We start from the raw sequence: 14,363 nt of genomic DNA, 5'->3' as shown, positions 1-14,363 counted from the left end.
TGCGAAGCGCACCACATCATTCCCTGGCAACACGGCGGCGAAACCAACATCAACAACGCCGCCCTACTCTGTAGCAGACACCATTCCCTCCTTCACCACACCGACTGGAGCATGCAACTCATCCAGGGCACACCATTCTTCACCGCCCCCTACCTCCTCGACCCCAGTGAAACACCCCGCCGCAACACCTACCACCACGGACTACCCCGCCCGAACTACCCCACCCTCCGCGGCCAAGGCTGGAACTAAAACCCACCCCCACCAACAAAACAACGAGCCCCAGCCCAAAGACCAGAACCCGCTATTCGACACACGATTTACTTCGACACAAGACACTAAGCACGCTGACCATCGGCTTATCTAGAACGGATCACCTGAACCGTAAGAGACAGAGCAAGGGCGGCCGCTAAAGCCACTGAAGACCAGCTGCCATAGATAAGACTCGGACGCTAATCATCTGACGTTCAACACGCTGAGGACACACCACGGCTCCAGAACCCATCAGATTCGCGAGTCGCCTTCAGGCTACTGCCACCCCACACACCTAGGCGGAAGCTGCTGCTTTCGTCTCACTCACGAGGGCAATAGCAGCGGCGCGGAGATCCTGCTGTCCCCAGTCGAGCCAGTGCACCCGCGGGTCTGCACGGAACCAGGTGAGCTGGCGTCGGGCGAATTGGCGCGTGGCCACGATGGTTTCCTCGCTGGCCTGGGTCACGGTTGATTCGCCATCGATCACTCGCAGGAATTGCTGATAGCCCAGCGCCTTCTGCGCCGTGCGCCCCTCGCGAAGCCCTTCCGGGATCAGCTCCCGCACTTCGTCTTGGAGGCCCTGCTCCACCATGGTGTGCACGCGGGATGCCAAACGATCGTGAAGCTCAGCGCGGTTGCCATTGAGCCCGATTTGCACGGTCGGACTGAGGTAGTCGCGTTCAGGCATGAACGAGCTAAAGGGGCGCCCTGTGAGCTCAAAGACTTCTAGGGCCCTGACGACGCGCTTGCCATCACTGACACGGGCGGCGGAGACAGGATCCACAAGCGACAAGCGGGCCGCTAGTGTTTCAATCCCAGCGTCGGCCAGCTCAGCTTCCAGCCGGGCACGAATGGAAGAATCTGTCCCCGGGAACTCTAGGACGTCGATGGCCGCACGGACATACAGTCCCGAGCCGCCCACCAAGATGGGGAGCTTGCCTCGCGAACGAATATCGGCGATGGCCTCCCGTGCCATGGTTTGGAACGCGGCCACCGTGGTGTCTTCGCGGACGCTGAGAAAGTCCATGAGGTGGTGCGGGATTCCGCGACGCTCTGCCAGCGGCAACTTGGCGGTGCCGATATCCATCCCGCGGTAGAACTGCATAGAGTCGGCGTTGATGGCCTCACCGTCAAAGTGCTCTGCTAACTGCAGCGTCAATTCCGACTTGCCCGAACCGGTGGGACCCACGACCGCCACTACGGGCAGTGACTGCTCCTGCGCTAACGAAGCGCTCACGCGGTGCGCACCGGAAGAGAGGGCATCCCGAGGCTGACCTTAGGCTTCACGCCGTCGGACGTTCCCCCGGTGGGAACACCGCAGGACTCTGCCTGCGCCAGATCCCACGCGTCGCCGGCACGAGACCGGCGCAAGGAATAGTCGGCCACGCTGGCAGGATCTGCCACGAGGTAGAAGGCGGCCGCCTCGGTAATAGTCACGGTCACGAGATCTCCGGGTCGAGGTGTCTCGGCGCCTTCGGGAACGCTGAAGTGCACGAGGCGCTGGTCCTTGGCTCGGCCCGACAAACGATTAGTCTGCGCGGCTTTACGCCCTGCCGTTGCTGTCACCAAGACCTCAACCTCGCGGCCAATTTGCTTGGCGTTTTCCTCGGCGGCAATCCGGTCCTGCAGGGCCGTCAATCGCAGGAAGCGTTCTTGAACGACTTCCTTGGGCAGCTGATCGGGCAAATCAGCGGCTGGTGTGCCGGGACGCTTGGAATATTGGTAGGTGAAGGCGGTGGCAAATCGGGACTTTTCAACGACGTCAAGCGTGGCCTGGAAATCTTCCTCGCTCTCGCCGGGGAAGCCCACGATGATGTCGGTGGAAATAGCGGCCTGCGGGAGGATCTCGCGCACCTTGTCCAGAATGCCGAGAAATTTGCTCGAACGGTAAGAACGGCGCATGTCTTTGAGGACCTTGTCGGATCCCGATTGCAGCGGCATGTGCAGCTGTGGCATAACGTTGGGTGTCGCGGCCATGGCCTCGATGACGTCGTCGGTGAACGCGGCCGGATGCGGGCTTGTGAAGCGTACACGCTCGAGCCCCTCAATCTCCCCACACGCCCGGAGTAGCTTCCCAAAGGCGAGCTTGTCGCCAAACTCCACGCCGTAGGAATTCACATTTTGACCCAACAGCGTGACCTCGATGGCGCCGTCGTTGACCAGGGCCTGCACCTCGGCGAGGATTTCTCCGGGTCGGCGGTCGCGTTCCTTGCCGCGCAAGGAAGGCACGATGCAGAATGTGCACGTGTTGTTACAGCCAACGGAGATGGAGACCCAGCCGGCGTACACGGAATCACGACGCGTGGGCAGGGTCGAGGGAAAGACCTCAAGTGATTCGAGGATCTCCATCTCGGCGTCCCTGTTGTGGCGAGCCCGTTCTAGTAGGACGGGCAGCGCGCCGACATTGTGGGTGCCGAACACGACGTCGACCCAGGGTGCGCGCTTTTGGATCGTGTCGCGGTCCTTCTGCGCGAGGCAGCCGCCCACGGCGATCTGCATACCGGGATTGCTTTCCTTAATGTGGGCCAGCATGCCGAGGTTGCCGTAGAGCTTGTTGTCAGCGTTTTCACGAACGGCACAGGTATTGAAGACTACGACGTCGGGCACGGCGTCTCCGTTGGCATCGACGACACGGGCGGGGCCAGCCTCTTCAACGGCCACAAGCCCGGCGGTCTCTAAAAGACCGGCCATACGCTCGGAATCGTGCACGTTCATTTGGCAGCCATAGGTGCGCACCTGATAGGTCCGGGGCTGTCCGGGAACGGTCACGACGGGGCTAACAAGACTGGAAGCGGAAGAATCAACGCTGTTTTGAATCGGGCTCACTGAACCACCTTAAGACCTAGCGGCGTCGAAGCGCTAAACCGTCCGAGCTATAGACCGAGCTCGCCCCTGACACGCGCTAGTACCAGCCGATGGCTTCCGAATGTGCCCACGCACCGCAAGGGGAACCGTAACGGCCCTTGATGTAGCCCAGGCCCCAGTCGACTTGCGTGCGGTAGTTGGTAAGCCAGTCGCTTGCCCCGGTCTCAGCATATTTACTCGCCGGCAATGCCTGAGCAATCCCGTAGGCACCGCTGTAAGGATTTGTGGCATTGGTGCGCCAGTTCGATTCGCGTTCCCATAAGAGGTTCAAACATTGAAACTCGCCTTGGCTCCAACCAAAGGCACCAAGCCGTGCCGCGGCATAAGCTTTGGCCCCTGCAGGATCATTAACGGCTCCGCCTGGCACCCCAGGGTCCACCGAGCCACCGGGGTTAGGTGCCACCGGTGCGACAGGAGCCGGAACGACAGGGGCCGGTGCGGGTGCAGGCGCAGGTGCGGGATTTGGTACGACGGGTTGCGGTGCTGGGGCGACGGGTTTGGGCCGCTGAGCTGCCTGGGCGGCCTCATCGGCTGCGCGTTGGGCAGCTTCAGCAGCTGCGCGCGCAGCCGCATCGGCCGCAGCCTGTCGTTTCGCTGCCTGTACCTGCTCATAGGCGGCTTGTGCTTCCTGACCTTTTCGGTATTCCATTTCGGTAGCGACAGAGGTGTTGTTAAGAGAGGCCAGCTGCTCTACCAAGGTGGCGCTTTGCGTCTTTTGTTCCGCTAGGCGGGTCATCACGGCATCTTGTGCGGCGACGGCGGCGGTGCGTGCGGTCTGCGCCTGCCCGGTCAGTTCGGCTTGGGCGGTAACGGCGGCCTTGCGCGTCTTCTCGAGAGACTCTGCGGTGGCTTTGGATTCGAGGGCCTGTGATTGCTTCACTGCCGCCCGCTCGCCGACCTGGTTAAGCATTTCAACGCCATTGAGGCTCTGCGGAGATTCTAGGGCGGAGAGCGTGGAAAATACTCCCAGCCCAGTTCCACCGTTTTTATAGCTTTGGACCGCAATAGCCACGGCGGCCTTCTTATACTCAGCGGCTTCGGAGGCAGCGCGCTGCGACTGGGCGCTAAGTACGTTGACATTCTCTGTCACGGCATCGAGTTTGGCCTGGGTTGCGGCTAGCGCTCCCCCGGCTTTCACGGCTGCGTCACCGAGTGTGCCGGCTTCAGCCTCAAGGGAATCTAAGAGGTTGGAGATTTTCGCAACTTGGGCTGCGGTAGCTGCGGCGTCACCCTTGGCCTTCTCCACATCCGACCAACTGGGGAACCCGGAGGGCGCAGCGTCATCCGCGGAAGCAGGGGTGACAACTGTGGACGCCAGCAGCAAAGCGGCCGTCATGGAGACGGCCAGGAGGCGGCGAAGAGGAAACAGTTGCTTAGTCATATGCCGTTAGCATAGCCGTTTACGATAGTCGGGCGCAGCTTAAGTGCGTATCCGCACGCTGTGCCCGACATACCGCTTCTGGCTAAGCCTCTTGGAGATACTCGTCGATGACGGTGCTAGTCACTTCGAAGGCCATGGAAGGATTGAAGCCTTTACGTGCCAACATGGCGACCCAACGGCGCGTGTACTTGTCCCGTTCGCTGCGTTCGCTGAGATCGATCGAGCCGCGGAGTTTCTTGCGTACAAGGTCGATTGCTTGTTGTCGTTCCGTAGCGTCATCGACTTGCTCCAGGGCGTGTTGGGCCAGCTCTGGATCGATGCCCTTCTCCGCAAGTTCACGCTTGAGCGCTCCCCGCGCGAGGGACTTGTATTGCGACCTGCTCCGAACCCACATCTGAGCGAATTCAGCGTCGTCGATGAGTTTAACCTCTTCGAAACGGTCGAGCACCGAGTCGGCAACATCCTCGGGAATCTCACGCTCGATGAGTTTCTGGCGTAGCTGCAGGCGGCTCTTGGGCGAGTGCGTCAGCTGGCGCAGCACGATGTCCCTGGCCGCCGCCGCCGGATTGGCGACGACGGCAGCTTCTCGTGCTGATCGTGCGGTAGTCATAGCAGCTATTAGAAGCCGTCAACGGCCTTGAGCTTGGGATTAGCCTCGGCTTCCGCTTCGGGGCTCAGCCCAACACCCAATTTGGCCTTGATCAAGCGTTCCAGCTCGTCGGCAAGCCCCGGGTTGTCCTTCAAGAAACGACGGGAGTTTTCCATACCCTGACCCAGCTGATCGCCTTCGTAGGTGTACCAGGAGCCCGACTTTCGGACGATTCCGTGCTCGACGCCCATGTCGATGATGCCGCCTTCACGCGAGATACCCACACCATAGATGATGTCGAATTCGGCGATCTTGAAGGGCGGAGCCATCTTGTTCTTGACGACCTTGACCTTAGTGCGGTTACCGACGGCGTCAGCACCTTCCTTCAAGGTCTGGATGCGGCGGATGTCCAGTCGCACGGAAGCGTAGAACTTCAGCGCCTTACCACCGGTGGTGGTTTCGGGGCTGCCGAAGAACACACCGATCTTTTCACGCAGCTGGTTGATGAAAATCGCCGTGGTCTTGGTCTGGCTCAGGCGACCGGTAATCTTACGGAGCGCCTGGCTCATGAGGCGGGCCTGCAGACCAACGTGGCTATCACCCATATCGCCTTCAATTTCCGCACGCGGAACGAGGGCGGCCACGGAGTCAATGACGATGACATCGAGCGAGCCCGAGCCGATCAACATGTCCATGATTTCCAAGGCCTGCTCACCGGTGTCCGGCTGAGAGACGAGGAGGGCGTCGGTGTCGACACCGAGCTTGGCCGCATATTCCGGGTCGAGCGCGTGCTCGGCATCGATGAACGCCGCGATGCCGCCGAGTTTCTGTGCACTGGCAACAGCGTGCAGTGCCAGGGTGGTCTTACCGGAGGATTCCGGTCCATAGATCTCTACGACACGGCCGCGAGGCAGGCCGCCAATGCCGAGAGCCACGTCCAAGGCGATGGAACCGGTGGGAATCACTTCAATGGGCGCACGGACGTCATCACCCAAGCGCATGACTGAGCCCTTGCCGTACTGCTTGTCGATCTGGGCCAGTGCTGCTGCCAGCGCTTTTTCACGGTCTGCGGGAGCGGCCATGATTCACCTCGGTCTTTCCTTTGCGCCGTTTCCGGCCCCTTGTCACTACGCGGTTGGCGCAGCACACGGTTAGTGGTTTGATGCAATGCACATGCAATTTTGTTGTTCTTCGCCGGTTTCCCGGTGTGTCCTTCCGGAAAGGTACTCCGGCAGGCTTGTTGCGTTAACTAAAACGCTAGTTCAAGGGTCTGACATTGTCTGCCGTATCCGTGCCCCAAGCCAAAATCTGTGGACAACTTTTTAGGAGCCCACCCTGCAGCATAGAATCTAGTATAGATTTGATCGAACAGATATTCGAGCCAATGGCCTAGTTTTATGGGCGTGTCGGAGGAATTAACTTAGTTTTTGGGTGCGATGTCCTTACCCAGCCACCGTGATGGCGGGACATCTTGCATCTTGCAGACCTCGATCCATACTTCCTTGGGATCAAATCCTGCGCGCAGAGCATCGCTGGCCGTATTTCCGCCGACGCCTGCGAGCACGAGATCGCGGGCCAGAACCCGGGAGTAGGAGGGGCTGAACTCATCGTCCATCAATCGCCAAAATTCGCTTAGTCGCACGCCATCATTCTTGCACGCTGGATCCCAGGTCGGCCGACGGCTCCGCCTTGGGCAGAAAAAACTGGACCCCACCAAAAATAGGTGAGATCCAGTTTTATTGCGGCTTGTACGGAGCCAGCAAGCTTAGAAAGCGTTGGACATTAAGCCCTTGTTCAATTCATCGGAGAGTTCCTCGTTCAGGTCCCTGCCGTAGCGGGCAGAGAATTCCTGGGGAACAGTGTCCGGGATAGCCACGCCTTCGGCGATGGCCAGACGATCACTCACTTCACGGAGCATGAGTGACAGCGGCACTTCTAGTGCAGAACAAATGGAAGCCAACAGCTCTGAAGATGCTTCCTTCTGTCCGCGCTCCACTTCGCTCAGGTAGCCAAGAGAGACACGTGCGTTGTGTGAGACTTCACGGAGTGTGCGGCCCTGACGCTGACGCACATCTCGCAGAACGTCCCCAATTTCATGGCGTAGTACCACCATTTTGCGCTCCTTCTGCTGATGCGGTTTTTCGTCTGCCAAACCCACATCCCGCCAGCGCACCACGCCGTTTACGGATACGGGTTGTTTCACCATTGGTATCGCCTTACTCCTTGTTAGATCACTAAAACAATGTTTGCTCTTCCAGTCTCTGACGGATGTTCCGTCAAACACTGCGCCCGTTAGGTGTTCCCATCCTAGAGGGGAAAGGAACCTTTTGGGTTCACTATGACTAACTATTGGATGACAACTTTTGTTCCCGAGCGGCATTAATGACTTGCTCAAGCAACGAAATCGCCTCCTGCGTGGCCTGCATGCGGATCATTTCGCGGTCGCCGAGGAAGTGATATTCATAGGATTTCGCCTCACCGTCAAAGGCCACACCGAGGTACACATGGCCAACTTCCTTGCCCTGATGAGGTTCCGGCCCGGCTACCCCGGTCGTGGAAATTCCCACGCGTGCCCCGGCTGCGGAGCAGGCACCCAGAGCCATGGCGCAGGCAACCTGAGGATCAACAGCACCCTGAGTTTCCAGTAATGACGCGGAAACTCCTAGAAGACGTTCCTTAATACTATTTTGGTAGGCGATGATCCCGCCCTGCAACATCGCCGAGGATCCGGGGACTTGCACCAACGTTGCCGCCAACAATCCACCGGTCAAGGACTCTGCCGTGGCGACGGTAATGTCTGCCTCGCGGGCGGCCGCAACGATTTCCGCCAGCCGTGTTTGTGTCAGCATGATTAGCCCTTGGCCGAACCTGAGTTAAGTCCCGAACGACCGGCGGCGCGCAACTGCCAGGCCTTCACGAGGTAGTCAATTCCCGTAACAACTGTGACGGCCAGGGCCGCCAGCATGATGATGAGCGCCAGCAAGGAGAGCCAGCTCGTGGCAGGCGTCACCGGCAAAAGGTACACAAAGATGGCGACGGTCTGCATGACGGTCTTGAGCTTTCCACCCTTGGAGGCGGCCATGACTCCGTAACGGATCACAACGAAGCGAAGCAGCGTAATGCCGATTTCACGCACCAGCATCACGATCGTGACCCACCACCACAGCTCACCCATGGCCGAGAGCATGATCAGCGCGGAGCCAATGAGCAACTTATCGGCGATGGGGTCGGCAATCTTGCCAAAGCTCGTGATGAGCCCGCGCGCCCGGGCGATGTCGCCGTCGAGCTTATCTGTGTAGATGGCAATGACAAAGATGACCACCGAAATCCAGCGCAAGAGCCCATAGTCGCCGTCGTCGGCCACGAAGGACCAGACAAAGAACGGCACCAAGACAATTCGCAAAAGCGTCAAAGCGTTGGGAAGATTCCAGTTCGAAGGGCGTGGCGCCACCGATTCACTCACAGCCCAAGGCTATCTGTAAATAGGGCCCAGAGAACATTTATGTGAGATTCGACTAGCGACCGGTCAAGGACCATGCGTCCTCACCGTCCTCGTCATCGGCGCCGTCGTTGTAGTCGACGGCCTGTGGGCGGCTCGCCAAATCGTCGGCCACGAGGTCCCCGCCCCAGCCATGATTGGCGTTGGCGTTCTCGGACAGGGCGGCAATCTTCGGGTCAACGGTCGGTGCGGCGGGCAGTCCCGCAGAAGGCCCGACGGCGGATCCGCCGCCCGCTCCCCCGTCGCCTCGGATGGCGGCGAGAGTCTCGGCCAGATCGTCGGGTTTGACCAGCACGTCGCGAGCCTTGGAACCCTCCGAGGGCCCCACGACGCCACGGGACTCAAGCAGATCCATGAGGCGACCGGCCTTGGCGAAGCCAACGCGCAGCTTCCGCTGCAGCATCGAGGTGGAACCAAACTGTGTTGTAACGACGAGTTCGGTGGCCTGCAACAGCACATCCATGTCGTCGCCAATGTCATCCTCGATGACCTTCTTGGGTGCCTCGGCGGCGACATCCTCGCGGTAGGTGGCTTTAAGCTGACCCTTGACGTGATCCACGACGGCCTTGATTTCGGCCTCGGTGACCCAGGCGCCCTGTACACGGACCGGCTTGGACTTGCCCATGGGCAGGAACAAGGCGTCACCTTGACCCAGCAGCTTTTCGGCACCGGGCTGATCCAGGACCACGCGGGAGTCGGTGACCGAGGAGGTAGCGAATGCCATGCGGGAGGGCACATTGGCCTTGATCAGACCCGTGACAACATCCACGGACGGACGCTGCGTAGCCAACACCAGGTGGATACCTGCCGCACGGGCCAGCTGGGTGATGCGCACGATGGAGTCTTCCACGTCGCGCGGGGCCACCATCATGAGGTCGGCGAGCTCGTCCACGATGACCAAGAGGTACGGGTAAGGGCGCACGACTCGCTTGGAGTCGACCGGCGGGTGCACATTGCCGGCCTTGACGGCCTTGTTGAATTCGTCGATGTGCTTGAAGCCGTAGTTGGCCAGATCGTCGTAGCGCTGATCCATCTCGCGCACGACCCACTGCAACGCCTCGGCGGCCTTCTTCGGGTTGGTGATGATCGGGGTAATCAGGTGCGGCACGCCTTCATAGGCGGTCAGTTCCACACGCTTGGGGTCAACCATGACCATCCGCACCTCATCCGGGGTGGCCCGCATGAGGATCGAGACAATCATGGAGTTCACAAACGATGACTTACCGGCACCCGTGGCACCGGCCACGAGCAGGTGCGGCATCTTAGCCAGGTTGGCCACGACAAAGCCACCCTCGACGTCCTTACCAACACCCATGACCATGGGGTGTTCGGTGCGCCGGGCATTGGCCGAGCGCAGCACGTCACCGAGCACCACAATTTCCTTGTCGGCGTTGGGGATCTCGATACCGATGGCGCTCTTCCCCGGGATGGGACTCAGGATGCGCACATCCGAGGAGGCCACGGCGTAGGAGATGTTCTTGCTCAGCGCCGTCACACGCTCCACCTTGGTGCCGGGTGCGAGCTCAATTTCGTACCGGGTCACGGTCGGTCCACGGCTAAAGCCGGTGACCTTCGCATCGACATTGAATTGCTGCATCGTGTCGGTCAGCGCGGCCACGACGGTGTCGTTGGCTTCCGTTGCGTCCTTGCCGGGAGGGCCCGCCGGAAGGAATTCGGAATCCGGCAGCGTGTAGGTGACATCGCCCGAGAGCAGCAGCTGCTCGGAGCGAGCCGGGATAGGTGTGGGTGGGGCCAGCGGCGGGGCTGGCATGGCCTGCGTCGCAGCGGCATCGAAGTCGTACACGCCAGCGCCGGCCGTAGCCCGGCCGGTCGGAGAGGCGATGACGCCAATGGCCTCGGTGACAGGCTCTCCGTCGGCGGCGACATCGAAAACATCCGAGGAGGTGGGCAGACCCTGGCGGGCCTTGATCTTGTCGGCGGCCAGCTGATCCCGTGTGGGGCGGCGGACCCCGGGGCGCAGGGAAGGCGACTTTGACGCTGGGATGGGAGCTCCGTCGTCGTCCAATTCAATAATGGGCGTGGCAAAGGCCTCGGTACCGACGACGTCCTCAAACTCGTCCTCGGCCTCACGGGCAGCCTTCTGCCGGGCGCGCAAACTCCGCGGCTTCTTGCTCTCAGCGGCATGCTCGTAGAGGTAGCTTTGGTCGTGGCCGTTGGGCAGGGCCCCGTCGGAATAGCCGGGCTCGGTGCCCATGAGCTTCTCGTAAATGCCGCGCAAACGGGCCGGAATATGCCGCACGGGCGTGTTGCTCAGGACCAAAACACTCGCGAAAGCCACGAGTGAGAACACGATGAGCGAGGTGACTGAGCCAAGATTGGCCACCAGCCCGCCGCTGAGCACGCCCACCATGCCACCGGCGGCGCTAATACCCGCGAAGCCATCGCTGATGTTGGGGTTCCCGGCGGCCACATGGGCCAGCGCGCAACCGGCCAGTGTCAGGATCGAGAACCCCAGGGCCACCCGGTTATTCGTTGACATATTGCTCGGCTGGCGGAAGACCAATACAGAGAAGATGAGGAACATGGGCGGCAGAAGGACGGAGAACCAGCCAAAGCTGCCCTGGAAGATGCCGCGCACACTGTCGGCCAGGGGACCTGTCAGACCCCACCATTCAAAGGTTGCGGTGACCAACGCCAAAAGGAAGAACAACAGTCCTGCGCCATCACGGCGTTCCTCGGCCGGCATGGCACCCTTGTCGGTACCCATGCGTCGAATGGCGGCACCCACAAGGTGGCCAAAGCCTTGCCAAAACGAGACGGCAACACGAACCGGCCACACCAAGTGAACCTCCTGCCCGGAAGCGGAAGGTTTGCTGCGGGAGACCGGCGTCTTGGTGGTCTTGGGGGCGCGCGAAGAGGTGCTGCCCTTCTGACCGGTGGACGAACGGGCGGAAGTAGAACGAGTCGCCATACCTTAAAGGTACCGCCAACTGCCTAAAATCCTAGGGATTTGGCCGCTGAAGGACCCGTGGTCACGGGTGGGAGCACGCGCCCGAGAGCCCCACCGTGACGACGCGCCAGCGCCGCCACGGTGGGAGCCCGTGGGTGCTACGCCTCCAAAACCACCGGGATGATCATGGGGCGGCGGCGCAATTTCCGGTTGACCCAGGTGCCGATGATCCGGCGCACCACCTGCTGGAGCTGGTGGTTGCTGTGATCGCTGTTGGCTAGGACCGCTTCCTCGAGCGCCTGAGCGATCTTGGGCTTGATCTCGTCAAAGACGGAATCATCCTCGGCCACACCACGGGCGTGGATATCGGGCCCGGAGACGATCTTTCCTGTGGCGCGATTCACGACCGTGATGATGGAGATGAAGCCCTCATCGCCGAGCACGCGGCGATCCTTGAGGTCGGCATCGGTGATTTCGCCGACGCTATTGCCATCGACGTAGACAAAGCCGCACTCGACCTGGCCCACGATGCTGGCCACACCGTCCTTGAGGTCGATGACGGATCCGTCATCGGTCAGGAGCACGTTCTCGGCCGGGACGCCCGAGGAGATGGCGATGTTGGCGTTGGCGATGAGGTGGCGAGTCTCTCCGTGCACGGGCATAACATTTTTAGGCGTCAGGATGTTGTAGCAGTACAGCAACTCCCCCGCGGCGGCATGTCCCGAGACGTGCACCTTGGCGGTGCCCTTGTGGATCACCTCGGCGCCACGCTTGAGCAGGCCATTGATGATCCGGAAGACAGCATTTTCATTACCCGGGATCAGCGAGGAGGCCAGAATGACGGTGTCGCCGGTGCCCACGGAGATCTTGTGATCGCCGCTCGCCATCCGGGACAGCGCGGCCATGGGCTCTCCCTGAGACCCCGTGGACATGAGCACAATCTCATGATCCGGGAGGCCGCCGACGTTCTTCAGGTCAATCACGACGTCGCTAGGCACGTGCAAATAGCCCAGCTTCTCGGCGATGGCCATATTGCGGACCATGGAGCGGCCCACGAAGGCGACCTTGCGGTTGTGCTTCACGGCGGCGTTGAGGACCTGCTGCACGCGGTGCACGTGGGAGGAGAAGCTGGCCACGATGATGCGCTTTTTGGCCTTGCCAAACAACACCTCAAGGGTGGGGCCAATCTCGGCTTCACTTGTGGTGAAGCCAGGGACGTCAGCATTCGTAGAGTCCACGAGGAACAGGTCCACTCCCTCTTCGCCCAGCCGGGCAAAGTGGCGCAGATCGGTGATGCGCCCGTCGAGCGGCAGCTGATCCATTTTGAAGTCGCCCGTGTGCAGTACGGAGCCGCCCTCGGTGCGGATGAACACGGCCAAGGCATCCGGGATGGAGTGGTTGACGGCGACAAATTCGCATTCGAAGGGGCCAAATTGTGCCACTTCTTCTTCCCGAACGACCGTCGTCACGGCCTTGATGCGGTGCTCCATGAGCTTGGCTTCCACAAACGCCAGCGTCAGTTGGGCGCCGATCACGGGGATGTCGTTGCGGAGGCGCAGCAGGTATGGCACGGCGCCGATGTGGTCCTCGTGACCGTGTGTGAGCACTAGGCCCACCACGTCATCGATTCGATCCGCAATGTAAGAGAAGTCCGGCAAGATGACGTCGACGCCGGGCTGATCTTCCTCGGGGAAGAGCACACCGCAGTCAACAATGAGCAGTTTTCCGTCCATTTCAAAGACGGTCATGTTCCGGCCGATTTCGCCGATGCCACCCAATGGCACAATGCGCAGGGTGCCCTTGGCCAGTTCTGGCGGGGTCCGCAGTCCCGGCTCAGCAATTTGGGTCATGTTTAGAGTTCCATTCCAGCTTCCGCAAGGTCAGCCTTGATCATGGCGATCTCGGCCTCGCCAGGCTCCACGAGGGGCAAGCGGACGACCGAGTTGGACAGGATTCCCTGCCACTTAAGAATTTGCTTGACGGCCACGGCGCCCTGCACATGGCCCATCGTGGCCCGGATGACCGGGTCGAGGGCAAAGTGGATGCGGCGGGCTGTGACAAAGTCTCCGGCCGCTGCGGCGTCGATCAGCGCGCGGAACTGTCCGGGGGCCACGTGGGCGCTGACACTGACAAGTCCGACGGCGCCGGCGGCCATGAGCGGCAGCGTCAGTCCGTCGTCGCCCGAGTAGACATCGAGGTCGGTGTTGGCCAGCACGCGGCTGGTTTCGGTGAAGTCGGCCTTGGCGTCCTTCAGCGCGGTGATCTGCGGGTGTGCGGCCAGCTTGATGATAGTTTCCGTGTGGATCGGCACGCCGGCGCGGCCGGGGATGTCGTACAGCATGACGGGCAGGTCCGTGGAGCTTGCGATGGCCTCGAAGTGAGCCTGGATGCCGGCCTGGCTGGGCTTGTTGTAGTACGGGGTAACAATCAACAATCCGTCAATGGGCAGCTTGGCTGCGCGCTGAGACAGGCTGATGGAGTGGCGGGTGTCGTTCGTGCCGGTTCCGGCGATGACGCGGGCGCGGCCGCCTACGGCGTCGATCACGGCCTGGAACATGCCAAGGTTTTCTTCGTCCGTCAGGGTGGAGGTTTCACCCGTGGTGCCGGTCACGAGGATACCGTCGCATCCGCCGTCGACCAGTTTGTTGGCGAGCTCTCCGGCCGCCTTGTAATCCACTTCGCCGTCAGGGGTGAAGGGGGTGACCATGGCGGGCACCAAAGTTCCGAAGGTACGGGGGGAGATTTCAGTTGCAGACATAGCTAAAACATTAGTCGCTCGGCACGGATTTCATGCAACGTCGTCCACGGCGTGAGCCAAGAAGTGCCGGTCCGTGACGTAAAAATGCGAGGACGCCGCGAGGGCTCTGGG

At 61.0% G+C, this 14,363-nt stretch carries 13 protein-coding genes; 1 reads left to right on the top strand and 12 read right to left on the bottom strand.

Going from position 1 to position 14,363, the window contains the following annotated elements; all coding sequences use genetic code 11:
- On the top strand, positions 1–249 hold a 249-nt coding region (locus CVS30_RS15650), incomplete at its 5' end, for an HNH endonuclease (protein ID WP_146233381.1).
- A 295-nt stretch (positions 250–544) separates the two neighbouring features.
- Here CVS30_RS15650 and miaA read toward each other — a convergent pair.
- From miaA to dapA, 12 genes are all read right to left on the bottom strand, one after another.
- Positions 545–1,486, bottom strand: a complete 942-nt coding sequence (gene miaA / locus CVS30_RS15645; RefSeq protein ID WP_110486489.1) for a tRNA (adenosine(37)-N6)-dimethylallyltransferase MiaA — start codon at positions 1,484–1,486, stop codon at positions 545–547.
- Positions 1,483–3,018 (bottom strand): tRNA (N6-isopentenyl adenosine(37)-C2)-methylthiotransferase MiaB, encoded by a 1,536-nt coding sequence (gene miaB, locus CVS30_RS15640; RefSeq protein WP_281268088.1) that lies wholly within the window; start codon positions 3,016–3,018, stop codon positions 1,483–1,485. Before miaB ends, miaA begins: the two co-directional genes overlap by 4 nt.
- A 133-nt stretch (positions 3,019–3,151) precedes the next feature.
- Positions 3,152–4,495, bottom strand: a complete 1,344-nt coding sequence (locus tag CVS30_RS15635; RefSeq protein WP_110486487.1) for an aggregation-promoting factor C-terminal-like domain-containing protein — start codon at positions 4,493–4,495, stop codon at positions 3,152–3,154.
- An 82-nt stretch (positions 4,496–4,577) separates the two neighbouring features.
- Positions 4,578–5,105, bottom strand: a complete 528-nt coding sequence (locus CVS30_RS15630; RefSeq protein ID WP_110486486.1) for a regulatory protein RecX — start codon at positions 5,103–5,105, stop codon at positions 4,578–4,580.
- An 8-nt stretch (positions 5,106–5,113) separates the two neighbouring features.
- Positions 5,114–6,166 carry a recombinase RecA gene (gene recA / locus CVS30_RS15625; protein ID WP_110486485.1) on the bottom strand — a complete coding sequence of 351 codons (1,053 nt, stop codon included), beginning with the start codon at positions 6,164–6,166 and terminating at the stop codon, positions 5,114–5,116.
- 338 nt (positions 6,167–6,504) lie between these two features.
- Positions 6,505–6,726 carry a DUF3046 domain-containing protein gene (locus tag CVS30_RS15620; RefSeq protein WP_110486484.1) on the bottom strand — a complete coding sequence of 74 codons (222 nt, stop codon included), beginning with the start codon at positions 6,724–6,726 and terminating at the stop codon, positions 6,505–6,507.
- Positions 6,727–6,849: 123 nt separating this feature from the next.
- The gene (locus tag CVS30_RS15615; protein ID WP_110486483.1) at positions 6,850–7,290 is read right to left on the bottom strand and encodes a helix-turn-helix domain-containing protein; all 441 of its coding nucleotides are present in this window, start codon (positions 7,288–7,290) and stop codon (positions 6,850–6,852) included.
- Between the two features lie 136 nt (positions 7,291–7,426).
- Positions 7,427–7,933, bottom strand: coding sequence for a CinA family protein (locus CVS30_RS15610; RefSeq protein WP_110486482.1), 507 nt, complete (start codon positions 7,931–7,933; stop codon positions 7,427–7,429).
- Positions 7,934–7,935: 2 nt separating this feature from the next.
- Positions 7,936–8,547 (bottom strand): CDP-diacylglycerol--glycerol-3-phosphate 3-phosphatidyltransferase, encoded by a 612-nt coding sequence (gene pgsA, locus CVS30_RS15605; RefSeq protein ID WP_110486481.1) that lies wholly within the window; start codon positions 8,545–8,547, stop codon positions 7,936–7,938.
- Between the two features lie 52 nt (positions 8,548–8,599).
- Positions 8,600–11,515, bottom strand: a complete 2,916-nt coding sequence (locus CVS30_RS15600; RefSeq protein ID WP_110486480.1) for an FtsK/SpoIIIE family DNA translocase — start codon at positions 11,513–11,515, stop codon at positions 8,600–8,602.
- Positions 11,516–11,652: 137 nt separating this feature from the next.
- On the bottom strand, positions 11,653–13,344 hold the full coding sequence (locus tag CVS30_RS15595) for a ribonuclease J (protein ID WP_110486479.1): 1,692 nt from the start codon (positions 13,342–13,344) through the stop codon (positions 11,653–11,655).
- Between the two features lie 2 nt (positions 13,345–13,346).
- Positions 13,347–14,252, bottom strand: coding sequence for a 4-hydroxy-tetrahydrodipicolinate synthase (gene dapA / locus CVS30_RS15590; protein WP_110486478.1), 906 nt, complete (start codon positions 14,250–14,252; stop codon positions 13,347–13,349).
- Between the last annotated feature and the right edge of the window lie 111 nt (positions 14,253–14,363).

It is taken from the genome of Arthrobacter psychrolactophilus (assembly GCF_003219795.1).
Classification (GTDB): domain Bacteria; phylum Actinomycetota; class Actinomycetes; order Actinomycetales; family Micrococcaceae; genus Specibacter; species Specibacter psychrolactophilus.
This window is presented reverse-complemented; position numbering and strand designations above follow the sequence as displayed.

Coding starts and splice junctions, on each gene's coding strand:
- recA (WP_110486485.1), bottom strand. CDS start 6,166: ATGGCCGCTCCCGCAGACCGTGAAAAAGCGCTGGCAGCAGCACTGGCC.
- CVS30_RS15610 (WP_110486482.1), bottom strand. CDS start 7,933: ATGCTGACACAAACACGGCTGGCGGAAATCGTTGCGGCCGCCCGCGAG.
- CVS30_RS15635 (WP_110486487.1), bottom strand. CDS start 4,495: ATGACTAAGCAACTGTTTCCTCTTCGCCGCCTCCTGGCCGTCTCCATG.
- CVS30_RS15600 (WP_110486480.1), bottom strand. CDS start 11,515: ATGGCGACTCGTTCTACTTCCGCCCGTTCGTCCACCGGTCAGAAGGGC.
- dapA (WP_110486478.1), bottom strand. CDS start 14,252: ATGTCTGCAACTGAAATCTCCCCCCGTACCTTCGGAACTTTGGTGCCC.
- CVS30_RS15615 (WP_110486483.1), bottom strand. CDS start 7,290: ATGGTGAAACAACCCGTATCCGTAAACGGCGTGGTGCGCTGGCGGGAT.
- CVS30_RS15595 (WP_110486479.1), bottom strand. CDS start 13,344: ATGACCCAAATTGCTGAGCCGGGACTGCGGACCCCGCCAGAACTGGCC.
- CVS30_RS15630 (WP_110486486.1), bottom strand. CDS start 5,105: ATGACTACCGCACGATCAGCACGAGAAGCTGCCGTCGTCGCCAATCCG.